General features: G+C 69.8%; 15 protein-coding genes and 2 riboswitches. Of the genes, 11 read left to right on the top strand and 4 right to left on the bottom strand.

What is annotated here, in order from left to right:
- The first annotated feature begins 33 nt into the window (after positions 1–33).
- Positions 34–144: riboswitch (TPP riboswitch) on the top strand.
- From AB0G04_RS17100 to thiC, 7 genes are all read left to right on the top strand, one after another.
- On the top strand, positions 138–722 hold the full coding sequence (locus AB0G04_RS17100; RefSeq protein WP_360983053.1) for a thiamine phosphate synthase: 585 nt from the start codon (positions 138–140) through the stop codon (positions 720–722). (Overlaps the previous riboswitch by 7 nt.)
- The gene (gene thiO / locus AB0G04_RS17095; protein ID WP_360983051.1) at positions 719–1,771 is read left to right on the top strand and encodes a glycine oxidase ThiO; all 1,053 of its coding nucleotides are present in this window, start codon (positions 719–721) and stop codon (positions 1,769–1,771) included. Before AB0G04_RS17100 ends, thiO begins: the two co-directional genes overlap by 4 nt.
- Complete coding sequence (thiS, locus tag AB0G04_RS17090) at positions 1,768–1,968, top strand: sulfur carrier protein ThiS (protein WP_360983049.1); 201 nt, start codon at positions 1,768–1,770, stop codon at positions 1,966–1,968. The genes thiO and thiS overlap by 4 nt, the downstream gene beginning before the upstream one ends.
- Position 1,969: 1 nt before the next feature.
- A complete protein-coding gene (locus AB0G04_RS17085) occupies positions 1,970–2,716 on the top strand; it encodes a thiazole synthase (RefSeq protein WP_360983047.1) in 747 nt (248 codons plus the stop codon).
- On the top strand, positions 2,710–3,405 hold the full coding sequence (locus tag AB0G04_RS17080; RefSeq protein ID WP_360983045.1) for a thiamine phosphate synthase: 696 nt from the start codon (positions 2,710–2,712) through the stop codon (positions 3,403–3,405). Before AB0G04_RS17085 ends, AB0G04_RS17080 begins: the two co-directional genes overlap by 7 nt.
- Positions 3,402–4,169, top strand: a complete 768-nt coding sequence (gene thiD, locus AB0G04_RS17075; RefSeq protein ID WP_360983043.1) for a bifunctional hydroxymethylpyrimidine kinase/phosphomethylpyrimidine kinase — start codon at positions 3,402–3,404, stop codon at positions 4,167–4,169. The genes AB0G04_RS17080 and thiD overlap by 4 nt, the downstream gene beginning before the upstream one ends.
- Positions 4,170–4,239: 70 nt before the next feature.
- Positions 4,240–5,769 (top strand): phosphomethylpyrimidine synthase ThiC, encoded by a 1,530-nt coding sequence (thiC, locus tag AB0G04_RS17070; RefSeq protein ID WP_360983041.1) that lies wholly within the window; start codon positions 4,240–4,242, stop codon positions 5,767–5,769.
- A 217-nt stretch (positions 5,770–5,986) separates the two neighbouring features.
- On the opposite strand, the gene AB0G04_RS17065 is transcribed toward thiC, so the two are convergent.
- From AB0G04_RS17065 to AB0G04_RS17050, 4 genes are all read right to left on the bottom strand, one after another.
- Positions 5,987–8,668 carry a DUF5305 family protein gene (locus tag AB0G04_RS17065; RefSeq protein ID WP_360983039.1) on the bottom strand — a complete coding sequence of 894 codons (2,682 nt, stop codon included), beginning with the start codon at positions 8,666–8,668 and terminating at the stop codon, positions 5,987–5,989.
- 105 nt (positions 8,669–8,773) lie between these two features.
- Positions 8,774–9,187 carry a hypothetical protein gene (locus AB0G04_RS17060; RefSeq protein WP_360983037.1) on the bottom strand — a complete coding sequence of 138 codons (414 nt, stop codon included), beginning with the start codon at positions 9,185–9,187 and terminating at the stop codon, positions 8,774–8,776.
- Between the two features lie 28 nt (positions 9,188–9,215).
- A riboswitch (cyclic di-GMP riboswitch) is annotated at positions 9,216–9,290 on the bottom strand.
- A 236-nt stretch (positions 9,291–9,526) separates the two neighbouring features.
- The gene (locus AB0G04_RS17055) at positions 9,527–9,994 is read right to left on the bottom strand and encodes a ribonuclease domain-containing protein (protein WP_360983035.1); all 468 of its coding nucleotides are present in this window, start codon (positions 9,992–9,994) and stop codon (positions 9,527–9,529) included.
- Between the two features lie 108 nt (positions 9,995–10,102).
- On the bottom strand, positions 10,103–11,644 hold the full coding sequence (locus AB0G04_RS17050) for a hypothetical protein (RefSeq protein ID WP_360983033.1): 1,542 nt from the start codon (positions 11,642–11,644) through the stop codon (positions 10,103–10,105).
- 627 nt (positions 11,645–12,271) lie between these two features.
- On the opposite strand from AB0G04_RS17050, the gene AB0G04_RS17045 reads away from it, so the two are divergent.
- The 4 genes from AB0G04_RS17045 to AB0G04_RS17030 are packed head-to-tail and all read left to right on the top strand — an operon-like array spanning position 12,272 to position 16,385.
- On the top strand, positions 12,272–14,974 hold the full coding sequence (locus tag AB0G04_RS17045; RefSeq protein WP_360983031.1) for a nitrate- and nitrite sensing domain-containing protein: 2,703 nt from the start codon (positions 12,272–12,274) through the stop codon (positions 14,972–14,974).
- Positions 14,971–15,378 carry a roadblock/LC7 domain-containing protein gene (locus AB0G04_RS17040; protein ID WP_360983029.1) on the top strand — a complete coding sequence of 136 codons (408 nt, stop codon included), beginning with the start codon at positions 14,971–14,973 and terminating at the stop codon, positions 15,376–15,378. Before AB0G04_RS17045 ends, AB0G04_RS17040 begins: the two co-directional genes overlap by 4 nt.
- A 43-nt stretch (positions 15,379–15,421) precedes the next feature.
- Positions 15,422–15,784, top strand: a complete 363-nt coding sequence (locus AB0G04_RS17035) for a DUF742 domain-containing protein (protein ID WP_360287194.1) — start codon at positions 15,422–15,424, stop codon at positions 15,782–15,784.
- Positions 15,765–16,385, top strand: coding sequence for an ATP/GTP-binding protein (locus AB0G04_RS17030; protein WP_360983027.1), 621 nt, complete (start codon positions 15,765–15,767; stop codon positions 16,383–16,385). The genes AB0G04_RS17035 and AB0G04_RS17030 overlap by 20 nt, the downstream gene beginning before the upstream one ends.

Here is a 16,385-nt window from a genome sequence, read left to right as displayed (position 1 = left end):
ACTCTTGTCACGGACCGGTTAGGGTCCGATTACAAACAACCCCACGGGAGTCCGGGCACCGGGCTGAGAGGGGGGCTGACGCGGCCCCCGACCGTCGAACCTGATCCGGGTAATGCCGGCGCAGGGAGGAGTGCCTCGTGCACACATCTTTTCCTCGCATCCACGTCATAACCGACGACATCGATGTCGTACGCGGTGTCGCCGGCCTGCCCGATGTCGCGGTGCAGATCCGGGTGAAGACCACCGAGGCGGCGGCGTACGCGCTTGCCGTCGAGGCGGTCCGGATCTGCCGGCCGGCCGGCACGATGGTCCTGGTCAACGACTCCGCCGGGGTTGCTGCCGCGGCCGGTGCGGACGGCGTTCACGTCGGAGCCGACGACCTGCCGGTCGAGGCGGCGCGGCGGGTGCTCGGCCCGGACGCGGTCGTCGGCGCCACCTGCCGCGACCCGGAGTCGGCGCGGGCCGCGGTCACGGCCGGGGCCAGTTACCTCGGCGTCGGACCCGCCTTCCTCACGTCCACGAAGGACGGACTGCCACCACCGCTCGGGCCGGCCGCGATCGCGGCCGTCGCCGACGCGGTACCGGGCACGCCGGTCCTGGCGATCGGCGGTATCACCGCGGAACGGGTGCCGCTGCTCGCGGTGCACGGCATCGCGGCGGTCTCCGCCTTCGCGGCGGATCCGAAGGGAGCGGTCGCGGAGTTCCTGGCGGTCCTCCGATGACCCGGGATCCTCTGGCCGGTCCTTCCGCGCCGCGCCGGGTCGCGGTCGTCGGGGGTGGCATCATCGGTCTCTCCATCGCTGCGGAGCTGTCGCGGCGTGGGGCGGACGTCACCGTCTACGACCCGGCACCCGGCGGGACGGACGGGGCCTGGCACGTCGCGGCCGGGATGCTCGCGCCGGGCGGCGAGTCGGCCTTCGAATATCCGCACCTCACCCGGTTGCTCGAGGTGGGGTACGAGTTGTGGCCGGAGTTCGTGGCCGCACTCGGTGACGTCGGCTACGACCGGACCGGGACACTGTCGCCGGCGCTTACCGCGGACGACGTCGCCGAGGCAGCGCGGGAGTGGAAGCACCAGAAGCTGAAGCCGCTGACCGGCTCACAGGTCCGTGACCTCGAGCCGGCGATCTCACCGCGGGTCCGGGCCGGGGCGTACGCGGCCGCCGAACACCAGGCCGACCCCCGCAAGATCGTGGCGGCGTTGCGAGCCGCGCTGGCGGACCGGCTCGTGGCCGAGCATGTCTCCGACCTGTCGCGAGTGGACGCCGACGTGATCGTGGTCGCGGCCGGCTGCGGGACCGCGGCGCTCACCGGCTTGCCGATCCGCCCAGTGAAAGGCCAGGTACTGCGACTGCGCGGCGAACCCGGCCTGCTTCGCCACGTGATCGACGGCACGGCCGACGGGCGGCACGTCTACCTCGTCCCGCGTGCCGACGGCGAGATCGTGGTCGGCGCCACCCAGGAGGAACGGGCCGATCGGATGCCGACCGCCGGGGGAGTGCACGACCTGTTGCGCGCCGCCCTCGACCTGGTACCCGGCCTCGCCGAGCACGAACTCACCGAGGTCACCGTCGGGCACCGGCCGGGCACGCCGGACAACGCGCCCATCCTGGGATTCCTCGACGACGACCGCCGCGTCGTGGTGGCGGCCGGCCACTTCCGTAACGGCGTCCTGCTCGCCCCGATCACCGCCCGACTCATCGCCGACCTGGTGCTCACCGGCTCGGCTGATCCGATTCTCGACGCGTTCGCACCCGGGAGGTTCCGATGAAGCTGACGATCAACGGTCAGGCCGAGAGCCGGGCCGGCACCTGCTCGGTGGCGACCCTGGTCGCCGAGATGATCGCCGCCCAGCGTGGGGTGGCGGTCGCCGTCAACGGCACCGTGGTGCCCCGCTCGACCTGGTCGGAGGTGGATCTCGTGGACGGCGACCGGATCGAGGTCCTCACCGCCGCGCAGGGAGGCTGACGTGACGTTTCTTCCGGAGAACGGACTGATCCTCGGCACCGGCGGGGCGAACAGTCTGGCCGCGCTCGAGGAGGCGATCGCGGCGTCCGAGACGACGCTTGTCACGGTGGCGCTGCGCCGGGTCGACGCGGCCGGGCCGGGCCTGCTGCCGATGCTCGATCGGCTCGGTGTGCGGGTGCTGCCGAACACGGCCGGCTGCTACACCGCCGGCGATGCGGTCAAGACCGCACAGATGGCGCGCGAGGCGTTCGAGACGGACCTGATCAAACTCGAGGTGATCGGCGACGAGCGGACCCTGCTGCCGGACGGGATCGAACTCCTGCGCGCGGCCGAGACGCTCGTTGCGGACGGGTTCACGGTCCTGCCGTACACCAGTGATGATCCGATCCTGGCCCGCCGCCTCGCCGACGCCGGATGTGCCGCGGTGATGCCGGCCGGCTCACCGATCGGTTCCGGTCTCGGCATCTCCAACCGGCACCACATCGAGTTGATCGTGCAGAGCGTCGACGTGCCGGTGGTCCTCGACGCGGGCATCGGCACCGCGTCCGACGCCGCGCTCGCCATGGAACTCGGCTGCGACGCGGTGCTCGTCGCCAGCGCGATCACCCGGTCCGACGACCCGGCAGCGATGGCCACGGCGATGCGGCACGCGGTCACCGCGGGCCGGCTGGCCCGCTCCGCGGGACGTATCCCACGACGGTTCCACGCGGTGGCGTCCACTCCGGACGAAGGGATCCCGCAGTGGTGACGCCGGGCGGGCTCGTCGTGCTCACCGATCGGCGGTCCGCCGCCGGGTCGCTGGTCGAGGTCATCAGGCAGGCGGTCCGCGGCGGGGCCGCCTGGGTCATCCTTCGCGAGAGGGATCTGCGGTACGCCGAGCGCGTGGCCCTGGCCGGCGAGCTGCGGTCGGTCGTACCGCCGGAGCGTCTGATCATTTCCGGTCCCGATCCGCTCGGCGGGAACGCCGTGCACCTGGCCGGCGCGGATCCGCTGCCGTCCGGGGTCGCGCTTACCGGCCGTTCCTGGCACGGCAGCGAGGACCTGTCGGAAGTGGACTTTGTGACGGTGTCGCCGGTCTACCCGACGGTGTCCAAGCCGGGGTACGGGCCCGCGCTCGGGGTCACGGGGGCCGCCGAGCTGCGGCCGCCCGTGCCGTGGCTGGCGCTCGGGGGTGTCGACACACCGGCCCGGGCCGCCGAGTGCGCCGCCGGCGGTGCTGCTGGGATCGCCGTGATGGGCGCCGTGATGCGGTCACCCGACCCTGAGCGGACCGCCCGCGAGCTGGCCACCGCCTTCAAATCCGCAGCTGGACACCACCGTTGTCTCCCGGCCGCTGAAACAGCGGTCCTGTCCAGCCCCGAAAGCCGGGCTGGCGCGCACCGCTGTCTCCCGGCCGCTGAGACAGCGGTCCTGTCCAGCCGAGGGGGGTTGGGGTGACGCCGCCGGTGGTGCTGACGATCGCCGGGTCCGACTCCGGTGGAGGCGCCGGGATCCAGGCGGATCTGAAGACGTTCGCGGCGCTCGGGGCGTTCGGCACCTCGGTGATCACCGCGATCACGGCGCAGAACACGCTCGGTGTCACGGCAATCCACCCGGTCCCGGCGGAGATCGTCGCGGCTCAGCTCGACGCGGTGCTGTCCGATCTGCCGGTCACCGCGGTCAAGGTCGGGATGATCTCCGATCCGGCCGTCGCCAAGGTCATCGCGTCACGGGTGGACGACCTGCCGAACCTCGTCGTCGACCCGGTTCTCGTGGCCACCGCGGGCAGCAGGTTGGGCGAGGCCGCGGTGGTGGGGGTGCTTCTCGCGTACCCATGCGTGGTGACCCCGAACCGGCACGAGGCCGGAGCTCTGCTGGGACGGCGGGTGGAGACCGTCGAGGAGATGGTCTCGGCGGCAGCCGATCTCGCGGACCTCGGGCCGCGCGGCGTCGTGGTGACCGGCAGTGAGCTGGCGGTCGATGTCCTGCACTTCGCCGGTGAGACGACCCTGCTGCGCGGCGAGCCGGTGGCGACGCGGAACAACCACGGGTCGGGATGCACGTTCTCGTCGGCGATCGCGGTGCGGCTGGCCGCGGGCGACGCGGTGCCGGACGCGGTGGCGGCGGCGAAGGACTACGTGAACCGGGGCCTGCGCGGTGGCAGTTCCTGGGAACTGGGCGCCGGACCGGGACCGCTGGACCACTTCGGCTGGTCCGTCTAGATCTTCGGTGGCTCGCCGGGTGGCTCCATGCTGCCGTCGGCCGCCGGTTTTGTACAACTTTGGGGAGGTATTGATCGTGCGTCGCAAGGTCTACGTCGAAGGGCCCCGCCCGGACATCCAGGTCCCGTTCACCGAGGTCGTGCTCACCGGGGACAACCCGCCGGTGCGCCTGTACGACACCTCCGGCCCCGGCAGCGAACCCTCGGCCGGACTACCCCCGCTGCGCAAACCGTGGCGGACCGGCCGGACCCAGCTCGCCTCCGCGCGCGCCAGGATCATCACACCCGAGATGGAGTACGTCGCCGTCCGCGAAGGAGTGTCACCGGAACTGGTGCGCGACGAGATCGCCGCGGGGCGGGCCGTACTGCCCGCCAACGTCAACCACCCCGAGTCCGAGCCGATGATCATCGGCTCCCGCTTCCTCGTGAAGGTCAACGCCAACATCGGCACCTCGGCCGTCACCTCGTCGATCGACGAGGAGGTCGAAAAGCTGACCTGGGCCACCCGCTGGGGCGCCGACACCGTGATGGACCTCTCCACCGGGCAGCACATTCATGAGACCCGCGAGGCGATCGTACGGAACTCGCCCGTCCCGATCGGCACGGTGCCCCTGTACCAGGCGCTCGAGAAGGTCAAAGGTGACCCGCTCAAACTGTCCTGGGAGGTCTTCCGCGAGACCGTCATCGAACAGGCGGAACAGGGCGTCGACTACATGACGATCCACGCCGGTGTGCTTCTGGCGTACGTGCCGATGGCCGCTGAACGGGTGACCGGCATCGTCTCGCGCGGCGGGTCGATCATGGCGGCCTGGTGCCTTGCCGAGCACCGGGAGAACTTCCTGTACACCCACTTCCGGGAGCTGTGCGAGATCTTCCGGGAGTACGACATCACGTTCTCCCTGGGCGACGGTCTCCGGCCGGGTTCCATCGCCGACGCCAACGACGAAGCACAGTTCGCGGAACTGCGTACGCTCGGCGAACTCACCCACATCGCGTGGGAGTACGACGTCCAGGTCATGGTCGAAGGCCCCGGCCACGTGCCGATGCACAAGATCAAAGAGAACGTCGATCTGCAGGTCGAACTCTGCGGCGGGGCACCCTTCTACACACTCGGGCCGCTCGCCACCGACATCGCACCCGCCTACGACCACATCACGTCCGCCATCGGCGCCGCGATGATCGGCTGGTTCGGTACCGCGATGCTCTGCTACGTCACCCCCAAGGAACACCTCGGGCTGCCGAACAAGGAAGACGTCAAGGCAGGCATGATCGCTTACAAGATCGCGGCGCACGCGGCGGACATCGCCAAGGGGCACCCGGGCGCTCAGGAGTGGGACGACGCCCTCTCCAGGGCCCGGTTCGACTTCCGGTGGGAGGACCAGTTCGAGCTGGCCCTCGACCCTGACACCGCTCGCGCGTATCACGACGAGACACTGCCGGCGGCGCCCGCCAAGACGGCGCACTTCTGCTCCATGTGCGGCCCGAAGTTCTGCTCCATGAAGATCAGCCACGAGATCCGGGCGGCCGGCATGAAGGCCAAGTCGGAAGAGTTCGTCGACGCCGGAGGCCGCGTGTACCTGCCGGTCACCCCCACCGCCTGACCGCTCCCCGTCGCGCACGGCGCCGCTCTTTGCGGGCGATCTTGTGAGGTGGAGACTGCCGCAACGGCACATCCTCACAAGGTCGCTGCTGTGCGCGCCGGCCGCGCCTCCCCTCGAGGCGATTGCGGGAGGTTGGGGCTGTCGCGACGGCGCATCGTCACAAGATCTACGCGGGGGTGACGCTGACCTGTCAGGATGGCCGGGTCGAAGGACGCGGTCATGCATCCGGTTCGTCGATGTCGTCCACATCGTTGGCGGCGGCGCGTTTCGCCACCGGTAGGAAGTCGTAGAACGGCTCCCGGTTGTGCGTCGGCGGGTCCGGCTGTGACCCGGGGCCCGCCTCGGGCCACGGGACCGGCTTGACTTCGGCGCCGGACGAGTCGGCGCTGCCTGGCTGGGTCGTCGGGCTGCCCGGCTCGGGCGTCGTCGGGCTTCCTGGCTCGGGCGTCGTCATCGGGGTATTGCGTCCGGCCAGGTCCTCCATGGCTTCACGGGCCTCGGTGGTGGAGGCAGTGGCCGGTTCGGGACTGGCAGGTTGCCGGGTGCGCCTCGACCGGGACTTGCGGCGGCTGGAGGCCTTCTGGTTCTTGACCGGCTGCTGGGCTTCTGTTTGCTCTTCGGGGGCCTGGCCGGTCTCAGCGGTCTGGTCCGCCTTGGTGGCCGACTCCGCCTCCCCGATGGGCTGCTCAGCTTTGCCAACCTGCGCTTGCGTTTCGGCATTGACGCCGTCCGCGGCGTTGATCCCATCCGTGGCGGTCGCCTGGTCTGCGGCCTTCGCCTCGTCCGCGTCGGCCACCCGGTTGGCGGCGGCTGCCTCGTCCGCAGCCTTCATCCCGTCTATGGAGGTCGTCTTCGTCGCGCTGTCTTCAGCGGCGGTTGCTTCGCCGGGAGCGGAGGGCTGCTTGCTTGTGGTGGCTGCGGCTTCGCGGGATGCGGCGAGCCGGTTGTGAGCCGGGGCCGGGGTTTCGGTTGTCCGGCCTTCCGATCCGAGATCAGCTGCCAGCGCCGGGTTATCGCTTGTGAATGCTGAGGGCTGGGACGGCTTCGCTGTTGCGCGGGTGCGCTTCGTGGGAGTCCTGGTTCCGGGTGTCTTGGACGCGGGGGCCTTCGCTGCTGCGGTCTTGGTGGCTGCGGTCTTGGTTGCCGTAGTTGTGGCGGCGCGTTTCCGGGGAGTCGGCTTCTTCGCGAGCGGCTCCGTGTCCGCGGTCGGGGCCTCATGACCTGTGGTCGTGCCTTCGATACCTGTGGTCGTGGCTCCGATCTTTTCGGTGCCGACCTCCGCTTGGTGCTCGGCGACGGGCAGCAGTCCCATGACCGGCGCGTTGTCGGGAGCCGGTTGCGCAGTTCGGGGACGGCCTGCCACTGCCGGCTCGGGTGCTGCTCCTGCCGGGGCCGCTTTGGAGGCGGTGACGTTCGGGTCGATCCGGTACCGGTAGAGGATGCCCTCGTCGCGGACCACGAAATCGTCGGCGCCGTCCGGGCGGGTCCAGGTGAGGATCATCTGCCCGTACTTCTCGGCGAGCTTCACGAGAGCCGGGAACGTGTCGACTGTGACGACGGGCTTGCCGGGCGGACTGGCCATCGGCTCGACCGGGACGATCAGGTGTGGGTAGCGGCGCTGGATCTGGGTGCGGGTCCGCAGCGGGACATGACCCAGCGCCATCCAGGCGACGATTCCGGCGCCGATCAGGGCCACGAGGATCAGGTAGACGGCGTACTTCCGGGCCTCGGCCGCGGTCAGCGGGTAGTAGCCGAAAGCGCCGATCCGCCGGTCCTGAACCGAGGTGCCCGCGGGCGTGCTGGACCTGTCCACGGCCAGTGCTTCCGGGCTGCCGACGAGAGTGAACTGGAGCGGAGCGAGACTGAAGGAGACCTGCGGCTCGAACGTGCTCCCGTCCCCGTGACGGACCCGGGCGGTGATCGCGAGGGTGGTGGGACCCATGTCAACGCCGATCGCCTTGCCGGCCTCCGCGACGAGTTGATCAAGCGAGGGCAGATCTAATTGGATTTTGCCGGTGTATCTGTCGGTGGTGAACTGTTTCGGCTGGGACAGAACAAGAGTTTTGTGCCAGCCGTTCTGCGAGGACAGGCGAGCCGATATCTCGATGCGGCCCGGCTCACCCCGGTAGTTCATGTGCAGATCTACGACGTTGGCCAGCTTTCGGAAGACCGGATCCGGGGAGTGGACCGTGGTGCCGTCGTAGGCGGCCGAGCGAGGAACCTCAGCGGTGTAGGCGAACGTCATCGACTCGCCGGTTCTGCCGGAGCGGCTCACGCTCTCGGTGGTCGGCTTCATCCAGCCCAGTACACCGAGGGCGAGTCCGACGACACTGCAGACAGCGGTGGTGACGGCCAGCATCCGGAGGGCGGGATGAAGGCGGCTGACCGCCTTGAACACGGCCGCCGCAGTAGCCCAGGAGCCACCTCCGCCAGACATGCCCTTCACTCTCTTCCTGCGGCGACCGCGTGGGATGTCCCGGCGGCTTTTGATGCCTACCGCGCCACCGCTTACGAACAGGAAGCCCAGCATGCCCAAGCCGGTTGGGCTCAGCAGCGGTTGCAGCCAGGTGCCGCCTTGGGGAATGTGCAGTACAGCGCGCCCGATGATCTTGTCAGCAGTGGGCTTCGCGGCGTCGACCGAATCATTGTTGTCGCCTTTTAGGACGTAGCCACTCGTGCCGTCACCGTCGATGATGCGGTGCAGCACTTCGGTCTGCCCGTCGTTCCCATGGTATGCAGCTATCTGGCCGACCTCATAAGAATCGGACCGGATGAGAATGACGAGATCATCGGCATAGTAAACGGGATTCATGCTGATGCCGTAGGTGACTACGTAGGAAACCTGGCCGGTGTTCACGGCCCACGCGCCGATGGCCGCCGTCACGAGGACGGCGGCCATGACGAGACGACGGTTTATGCGTATGACAACTCCGTCGGCCGTGTGGGGACAGTGCCTACTTGAAGGAAGTCTGCCCTCAGCGGGTGCCAGGCGGGCGGCTATAGATCAGGGAGCAGGTGCCACAGTCACGTTGATTGCGGTTACGTTGGTGTAGTAGCCGGTGATGGCGCAGGTCCAAACCTTGCCCGAGCCCTGGGCGCAGTTGGCGATCGACGCCGCGGGGGAGACGCTGGCCGTGCCGGTGAGGGCGACGGTCACTACATCTGTTGCGTCGAGAGCAACGGCGGTGGCGTCGGTCTCCAACTCCATGGTGATTGTGCCTTCTACCCGGTTGGAGTTCGGTGCCGCCGCAGTGGTCAGGGCAAGCTTGATCATCTTGGCGCCGTGGATGGCCTGCGTGACCGTTCCGCCGACAAGCTTGCTGGACCCGACGGTGCTGGTCACGCCGGCGGCGGTGAAGGCGGTGGAACCGGCGGCGACGACGCCGGCGACGGCTACACCGCCCAGAAGCTGGATCATGTTACGCATTTATATGTGTCTCCCCTTGGTCGGTAGCCCAGCCGGCCCCGTGGGCCCTGTGGCTTTGCGTCCCCGGCTTGCGCCGGGTTTGCGTTTTACGGCCGAGCGGTGCTCGTTCGCGTTTTGGTTACGCCATGAGTGTTCGGACGAGGTAGGTGGCAGCTAAGTGCTCGTGACTCGATTTCTTGACGCAGTTCCGGGATTTCGCAGCCTGAGCCCGAACGTGGTGCTAAGCAGTAGCCGGACGGTTTCCGGGGGCGGGCAGCGACGCATTTCGGGGTGGAAACGCGGCGCGGCGGCCGTCAGGGGACGGCCGCCGCGCGTACGGAAGAGAAAGGTTCAAAGCTTGTAGAAAGTGACGTAGTGGTCGGGGGTGAAGTAGGCGACCCGGGTGCTGCGGTTGACCACGATGCGGTAGGCGTCCCGTGAGGCTCCGCGGGCGCGGGAGTAGACGTCGTATTCGCCGTAGGTGGCGGACGGCAGCTGGCCTTCGCGGTTGTAGAAACGGCCGCCGGTGTAGTTGTAGTTGCCGTAGGGCCAGGCGTACCAGCCGGCGGTGGTGGGCCAGCCGAGGGACTGCCAGCCGGTGAACGCGGTTCGTGCCGCGGAGCAGCGGCTGATCGTGCAGCTGTTGTGGGCGGCTGCCTGGGCCGCGTCGGTGGCTGCCGGTGCCACGATCGCGGGGGCTACGAGCGCAGTGCCGGCGAGGGTGAGGATCAGGGCGAGACCGGAGATGAGCCGGCCGATGCGGGTGATCATGATCGGACTCCCGATGTCGTGGGCGGGGATGTACCCGACATCGATCATCGTTACTGCCCGGTACCGGGGGCGGTACCTCCTGATCGCATCGTTCCATCGGAGTTCGCCGATGGTTTACGGGGTGAACTCCGATGGCGCAGGGCGGCAGGCGGGGGTTCAGTTGCCGAGGCCGTTGACCCAGTTCACGTAGTCGTCCTCGCGGGCCGGCCTCTGACTCGGGGCGGCCGGCGCGGTGGGTGGCGGCGTGATCGGGGTGGGCTGCGGCAGCGGGGCGCTGATCGGGGTCGGTTCCGGCGTGAGCGGTGCCCGCGGGCCGATCCGGGGGTGCTCAGCCGTGTCGATGCCGGTGCGGGGCGCGGGCTGTGCGGTCGCGAAACCGTTGAACGAGCCGGTGTCGCCGGTCAGCGCGGGGGAGGGTGCGGCGGCCGGGGGCTCGGGGGCGGACTTACGCGTACGCCATCCGCGTCGCAGACCACCGGCTTTGGCCGGTTGCTGCTGTTGCTGTCCGGGGAAGCGCGGCTCGGAGGGGGCCGGCGCCCCGGAGGACGGCGGGGCGGGCGGGGTGCTGGGGAACGCGGGCGCCGGTACCGGCGCCGCGGCGGCCAGGTCCTGCAGCGGGTGCGGCCGGTCGGCCACCGCCACCGAGAAGACGCCGGTGTCCGAGGGCCGCAGTTCGTTCTCCGGCCGCCGGGCCGCGGTGGCCGCTGCCTGGGCGATCGCGGACTGCACGGGCACGTCCCGGCGGGGCAGCGTGGCGCGGCCGGATGCCGTGACGGGGGCGGCCGGTTCGGGCTGTGCGTCTGCCGGTGGGTCGGAGGTGGGCGCCTGGGGTTCGGGCGAGCGGGCCGTTTCGGGGGTGCCGCGCGCGATCGTGGCCAGGACCGAGCCGAGGACTCCGGCGCCGCTGGCGGTCATCGCCGCCCAGTACGGGTTGAGGTCGAAGCCGGAGGCCGAGCCGGGTCCGGCGATCAGATAGGCCACCGTCAGCAGCGCCGGGCCGGCGAGGCCGCTCAGTGCGATGGCGAGGGTCGGCTTCTTCCGGCCGCGGGCGGCCCAGCCGACGACGAGGCCGGCGATCAGGGCGATGACAGGCATGGTGACGAACGGGGTGTGCTCGGTGACGGCGGCCGGGAGGAGGCTGCCTTCCAGTACGCCGAGCCGTACCGCGGACGGGGTCTTGCCGGGCAGCAGGGACGGCGCGACGGAGATCAGCGCCACGGCCCACACCGCGACCGTCAGGGTGCAGAGGCTCCAGCGGGCGACGGCTCGCGCGGCCGCGGCCCATCCGGCGAAGATTCCGGCGGCGGCACCGAGGCCCGCGCAGATGCCGATGACGAGAACCGGCTGCACGCCGGTGACCAGGGCGGAACGGGCCGGCTGCATGGTCAGCGGCAGCACTGCCAGGGAGCCGAGAGCGGCGGCCAGGCCCATGGCGAGGGCGCCGCCGGTGCCGACCGGGCGAGGCGACCAGCGGGGGCGCAGGCCGGTCGCGACCACGGCTCCGATCGCGGCCGCGGTCATGGTGATCCAGGCGACCCAGGCCAGTTGTGCTGTCCACTGGTCACGCTGAGTGAGTTCCAGCGTCTGGTCGAGCCGCACCATGCCGAGCCCGTAGGCGATGCCGAGTTGACCGGCCCCGACGACCGCGGCGGCCGTGGTGGTGGCGGCCAGCAGCTTCAGCCAGCTCCGAATTGCCATGCCGCGCACGTTACGGAATGTTCCGCATCATGCGCCAGTCCGGGGCCCCCTTCTTAAGCCGTCCTAAAGTCGTGTACGTCTATGATCGACGTGCATCGATCTGAATTCGGTTACTTACGGTGACTCCCGGACGACCTCTGGGCTACTTGCCAGAGGGAAGGTCCGGAGTGGACACTGTCGCGCACGGACAGCGAGTCCGTCGTTTCACGCCAAAGCTTGCCACCGTGTTCATCGAGGTCTCGGGACGGAACTCCCACATAGTGGTTGGAATTTCCATGGTGCCCGGTGATCACAACCTCACGGACGGTTGCGAGTGACGTATTCGTGCACGTCAACGCCGGGAGCCCGGCCACGGGACGTACTCGCGCGCACTTATCACCCGGACAGTGGAGCCTTTTACAGGAGGATCCAGACTTCCCAAATGGCCCGGCGTTCTGATGAAATCGCCGCCGTGCCGGAAACGGCGCGGGCTCTGCTGCGGGCACCGGACGGGGCCGGACCGCAGCCTTTTCCAGCTGGTGAGGCCGGTCGCCGGATCGGTGACCGGGCTCGACGCCCGGTTGGAGAAGGTTTATTCGGCCGGCTCCAGCGGTGGTGCGGAGCGGTGACGACCGCGAAGGAGATGTCGTGAGCACGGGATCCTCGGCCCTGGCTGCGCGACGTGGCAGCTTCCGGAGCCCACGGAAGGCCCGGCTCCGCTCGCGGCTCGCCGGGATGCTGATTCTTCCTCTCGTCGCCGTCGCTGTCGTGTCCTCGATGCGCCTGCTCGAGGTCGGCGAGGAGTCGAGTGACGCCGAACGGGTCGCCCAGCTCGCCGAACTCGGCACCGACCTCTCCGCTCTGAACCGGCTGCTGCACGACGAGCGGATGGCCGCCATCCAGTTCCTGGGTGCACCGAACAGCGCCGAGACCGGATTCCGCGAGGCGTCCAAGGCCGTGGACGCCCAGGTGGAGCGCTACCGGACCGAGCGGGCCGCGATCACCTCGATACCCGAGCGGGTCGAGATCCGCCTCACCGCCGTCGACGGACAGCTGAACGGGCTGAGCGAGCTCCGGACCACGGTCGCGGCGCGCGGCGGTGGCGCACTCCCTGACGTGGCCCAGCGGTACAGCGCCCTGCTCGCCGGCCTGAACGGTTACGAGGACCTGCTGAGCCAGGTCGCCGAACGCGGCGAGGTCGCCGACAGCCTGCGCGCCGTCGCCGCGTTCTCGGAGCTGGAGAGCGCCGCCTCGGAACAGGCGGCGCTGGCGTACGTCACCCGTGCCACCGGCGACCTGAGCGCCGGCCGCCAGCGTGAGTTGATCTCCGCGCAGGTCACCCGGGCCCGGGCGCTCACCGACTTCCGCGCGGTCGCCACCCGTGACCAGGTCGCTCTGATCGACACGATCATGGCCGACGAGACGGTGGCTCGCGCCGACCAGGTGACGGCCGGACTCTCCGGCCCGTCCGCCGCAGCTCCCGATCAGGTCGTCGAAGCCTTCGCGGGCCTGGGGCTGATGCTTCGTGACGCCGAGCGCCAACTGGAGTCCCGAGCGGTCTCGCTCGCCGAGGACGAGCGGACCACCACCACCCGCCTGGCCACGATCGAGTTCATCGTGGTTCTCGTGGTCCTGATCGCGACCGTCACCATCGCCTTCTACCTGGGCCGCTCACTGCTGCTGTCGGTGCGGCGCCTGCGGGAGGGCGCGCTCGCGGTGGCCAGCCGGGACCTGCCCGAGGCGGTGAGCCTGCTGCAGGACGTGGAGAGCCTCGGCGACGGCGGTGTCGAACGGATCGTCGCGCACAGCCGGGACCCGATCGAGGTCGTCGACCGTGACGAGTTCGGTGAGGTGGCCGAGGCCTTCAACATGGTGCACCGGGAGGCCATCCGGGTCGCGGCCGAGCAGGCGGCACTGCGGATCAGCCTCTCCACCATGTTCCTCAGCCTGGCCCGGCGCAGTCAGTCGCTGGTCGACCGGATGATCGGCGAGCTCGACCAGATCGAACGGATGGAGGAGGACCCGAAGCGGCTGGCACGCCTCTTCGAACTCGACCACCTCGCCACCCGGATGCGCCGCAACGACGAGAACCTGCTGGTGCTGGCCGGGGCCGAGGTCGGCACACCACGCCGCGAGGACGCCCTGCTGATCGACGCGCTCCGGGCCGCACAGTCCGAGGTGGAGCTCTACCACCGGATCGAGATCGGCACCATCGACACCGACGTGCTGATCGCCGCGGCGGCCGTCAACGACGTGGTGCGGCTGATCGCCGAACTGCTCGACAACGCCACCCGCTTCTCCGCCCCGGACACCGTCGTGATGGCGCACGGCGGCCGTAACGGAGATCACGCCGTGGTCCGGATCGAGGACCGCGGTCTGGGCATCTCCGCCGAACAGCTGGAGACGCTCAACCGGAAACTGAGCGAGCCGACCGAAGTGGACGCCTCCGCGTTCCGGCTGATGGGCGTCGCGGTCGTCGGGCGGCTGGCGTCCCGGCACAACATCCGGGTGCAGCTGCGGCCCGGCCCGGACGGCGGCATCGTCGCCGAGGTCACGCTGCCCGCCGGCGTCGTCGTCATGCCGGGAGCGTCGAGTGCCCCGCCGCCCCGCGCGGCCAGCTGGACGCGGCCCGGGCCGCCGCCTCAGCTGCCCATCGGATCGCCGCGCAGCGTGGACGCGCGCCCGGCTGTTCGTACCGCCCTCCCCCCGGTGCCCCGCCAGCCGGTTCGGGCGCCGCAGGTGGGCGTACCCATGTCCGAATTGGATCTCAAGCCGACGCCGGACCGCCCACGGTTGCCGACGCGGGTTCCCAAGCCGGTGGACACCGAGCCGGTGGCCGCGACGCCACCCGCTCCGCCCGCACCGGTACCCGCACCCACTTCGCCCGCAGCGGAACCCGTCCCCGCGCAGATCCGGATGGAGATGCAGCACAGCTGGTTCCCGGACGAGAGCGAACCCACCGACATCCACGGCATGCCGACCGCTGGATACGCGCCACCGCCTACGCCGGTGACCGTTGCGGTTCAGCCTCCGCCCAGCGTTCCAAAGCCGCGCCAGAACGACGAGGACCGCTGGCGCACCTCGGCGGACGAGGGCTGGCACCGCGCCATGGCGGCCTCCGACCCGAAGGACGCCGGCATCACCCGATCCGGACTGCCCAAACGGATCCCGCAGGCGCAGCTCGTTCCCGGCGGGGTGGAGACCACCCCGCGACAGCTACATCGTCGCAATGCCGATGAGGTTCGCGGACTGCTTTCCGCGTATCACCGGGGAGTGCAACGAGGGCGGACGGACGGCGTTGCCGAGACCGCCGCCGCGGCAACACAGGCTCCGAAGGAGAAGGAACAGTGACCAGGCCCCCAACCATGCACGACATGGGCTGGCTGCTCAGCAACTTCGCCGACAGCGTCGCCGGCATCGCGCACGTGATCGCCGTGTCCGCCGACGGGCTGCTACTGGCATCGTCGCGGGATCTGCCGACCGATCGTGCCGAGCAACTCGCCGCCATCACCTCCGGCGTGGTCAGTCTCACGGACGGCGCGTCCCGGATGTTCAATGCCGGACAGGTGCAACAGACCATCATCGAAATGGACAGCGGCTATCTTTTCCTGATGTCCATCAGCGACGGTTCGTCGATGGCCGTCCTGGCGGCGCGCAACTGCGACGTCGGTCAGGTCGGCTACGAGATGGCCCTGCTGGTGGAACGCGTCGGCGCGGCCCTGTCGCCGGCGCCACGCGAGGCCGTCAGCCACTAGGCGCCGGGGCTCATCGCCCCGGCGGAGACGAGGTGACCGCGACATGACACAGCCGCACGATCCCCGGGGCAACCTGGTGCGGCCGTACGCGGTCACGCGCGGCCGGACCGAACCGAGCCGGGACATCCCGATCGAGGCGGTTCTGCTGGCGAGCCCGGCGGCAGTGCAGGAATCACGATTCGCCGGGCACGACAAGTACCGCATCGCCGTGCTGTGTGAGCCGAAAGCACTATCGCTCGCCGAGCTCGCGGCGCACACCCGGTTACCACTGGGGGTAACCCGGGTGCTCGTCGCCGACATGGTCGCCGACGGGCTGCTTCAGCTGCACAGTGCCGCTCCCAAGACCGGCTTCACGGAGCGGATGGACCTGCTGGGAAGGGTGTTGGGTGGACTTCGCAAGCTCTGATGAGGGGCGTACGCGGCCGCATCCCACCGAGATCACCTCCGCGAAGATCGTGGTCGCGGGTGGTTTCGGTGTGGGTAAGACGACCCTCGTGGGGGCTGTCTCCGAGATCGAGCCGCTGACCACGGAAGCGGTGATGACCGTGGCCGGGGCCGGGATCGACGACGCGTCCAAGGTGCCGGAGAAGGGAAGCACCACGGTCGCCATGGACTTCGGCCGGATCACCATGGCCGACGACCTGATCCTCTACCTCTTCGGTACCCCGGGGCAGACCCGGTTCTGGTTCATGTGGGACGAGCTGATCCGCGGTGCGGTCGGCGCGGCGGTACTGGTGGACACCCGCCGGCTCACCGACGCGTTCGCGCCGCTCGACTACTTCGAGAACCGGCACCTGCCGTACCTGGTGGCGGTCAACTGCTTCGACGGCGCGCCGCGTTACGAGTCGGAGGAGGTGCGGGAGGCGCTGGCCATCCCGGCTCGGGTTCCGCTGATCATGTGTGACGCCCGGCACCGCGATTCGGTCAAGGCCGTGCTGATCGGTGTGGTCGAGCACGCCATGGCGACGCTGGTGACCGAGCACGAGCACGCCACCCCGGTCGGCTGA

Source organism: Actinoplanes sp. NPDC023801 (assembly GCF_040639655.1).
Taxonomy (GTDB): Bacteria; Actinomycetota; Actinomycetes; order Mycobacteriales; family Micromonosporaceae; genus Actinoplanes.
The sequence above is the reverse complement of the archived record's forward strand: the minus strand, read 5'-3'. Positions and strand labels throughout refer to the sequence as shown.